Genomic DNA, 1,491 nt, shown 5'->3' with positions numbered 1-1,491 from the left:
TTGCCCGCCCTCACCTTTCGGCTGATGCAATGTTCGATCATCGAACACTTATTGCCCGTCGGCCGCTGCTTTATTTGACCAAATTAACCATCTAGTACAATTTATCTCCACCGGCTGGATCCCCGCCGACATCAACAATAAAAAAATGTGGAGAAATGTGCGATGCCTCCGATCGTTCTGGTGCTCAACGGCCCGAACCTGAACCTGCTCGGCACCCGCGAGCCGGCAACCTATGGCCACGAAACCCTGGCTGACATTTCTGCGTTATGTGCCCGCACCGCCGAGGCGCTGGGCCTGGCCGTGGAGTTTCGCCAGACCAATCAGGAAGGCGAATTGCTGGACTGGATTCACGGCGCCCGTGATCGATGTGCCGGCATTATCATCAACCCGGCGGCCTGGACCCACACTTCGGTGGCGATCCGCGACGCCCTGGTGGCGAGCGAAGTGCCGGTGATCGAAGTCCACCTCTCCAATGTCCACGCCCGTGAAACGTTCCGCCACCACTCCTTTGTTTCCTCGGTGGCGATTGGCGTGATGTGCGGGTTTGGCAGCCATGGTTATCGCCTGGCCCTGGAACATTTCAGTCAGCGGTTGAAGGGTTGATACGCATGTCGAATATCACTGTGCTGGCCGGGCTCATCGGCGCGGGTATCCAGGCGTCGCGCACGCCGGCGTTACATGAGCGCGAAGGCGATGCCCAAGGCATGCGCTACCTTTATCGCTTGATCGATCTCGATGCGTTGAAACTCGACAGCAGCGCCCTGCCCGACTTGCTGCTGGCCGCCGAACGCATGGACTTCACCGGCCTGAACATCACCTTTCCCTGCAAGCAGGCGATCATCCCGTTATTGGACGAGTTGTCGCCCGAGGCCAGTGGGATCGGTGCGGTGAATACCGTGGTGCTCAAGGATGGCAAACGCATCGGCCATAACACCGACTGCCTGGGGTTCGCCGAAGGTTTTCATCGTGGCTTGGGTGATGTCGCGCGCAAGCGCGTGGTCCAGATGGGCGCAGGAGGCGCCGGCGCGGCGGTGGCCCATGCGTTGCTGGTGGAAGGCGTGGGGATGCTGAGCATTTTTGATGTGGAGGTCAGCCGTGCCGAGGCATTGGCGGACAACTTGAATCAACACTTCGGCGCCGGCCGCGCTCGTGCCGGGCATGACCTTGCAATTGCCATGGCCGAGGCCGACGGCTTGGTGAACACCACACCCATGGGCATGGCGAAACTGCCGGGCATGCCGGTGCCGGTCGAGTTGTTGCGGAGCGCTTTGTGGGTAGCGGAGATCGTTTATTTCCCGCTGGAAACCGAACTGCTGCGCAACGCCCGCGCCCTCGGCTGCCGCACGCTGGATGGCGGCACCATGGCGGTGTTCCAGGCGGTCAAGGCGTTCGAACTGTTTAGCGGCGTGGCGCCGGATGCGCAGCGGATGCTGGCGCATTTCCAGAGCATGAATCACTAAAGCTCACGACAAATTCCCTGTGGGAATGACT

2 protein-coding genes are annotated in these 1,491 nt (G+C 60.6%); both read left to right on the top strand.

All coding sequences use genetic code 11. The features are described 5' to 3' along the window. The first annotated feature begins 162 nt into the window (after nt 1–162). Nucleotides 163–603 carry a type II 3-dehydroquinate dehydratase gene (gene aroQ, locus OC610_RS27270; protein ID WP_264432521.1) on the top strand — a complete coding sequence of 147 codons (441 nt, stop codon included), beginning with the start codon at nt 163–165 and terminating at the stop codon, nt 601–603. A gap of 5 nt (nt 604–608) precedes the next feature. Further along, nucleotides 609–1,460, top strand: a complete 852-nt coding sequence (locus OC610_RS27265) for a shikimate dehydrogenase (protein ID WP_264432518.1) — start codon at nt 609–611, stop codon at nt 1,458–1,460. Nucleotides 1,461–1,491: the final 31 nt, after the last annotated feature.

It is taken from the genome of Pseudomonas agronomica, from assembly GCF_025917275.1.
Lineage (GTDB): Bacteria > Pseudomonadota > Gammaproteobacteria > Pseudomonadales > Pseudomonadaceae > Aquipseudomonas > Aquipseudomonas agronomica.
Note: the sequence above shows the minus strand (reverse complement) of the source record. Positions and strands in the feature narration are given on the sequence as shown.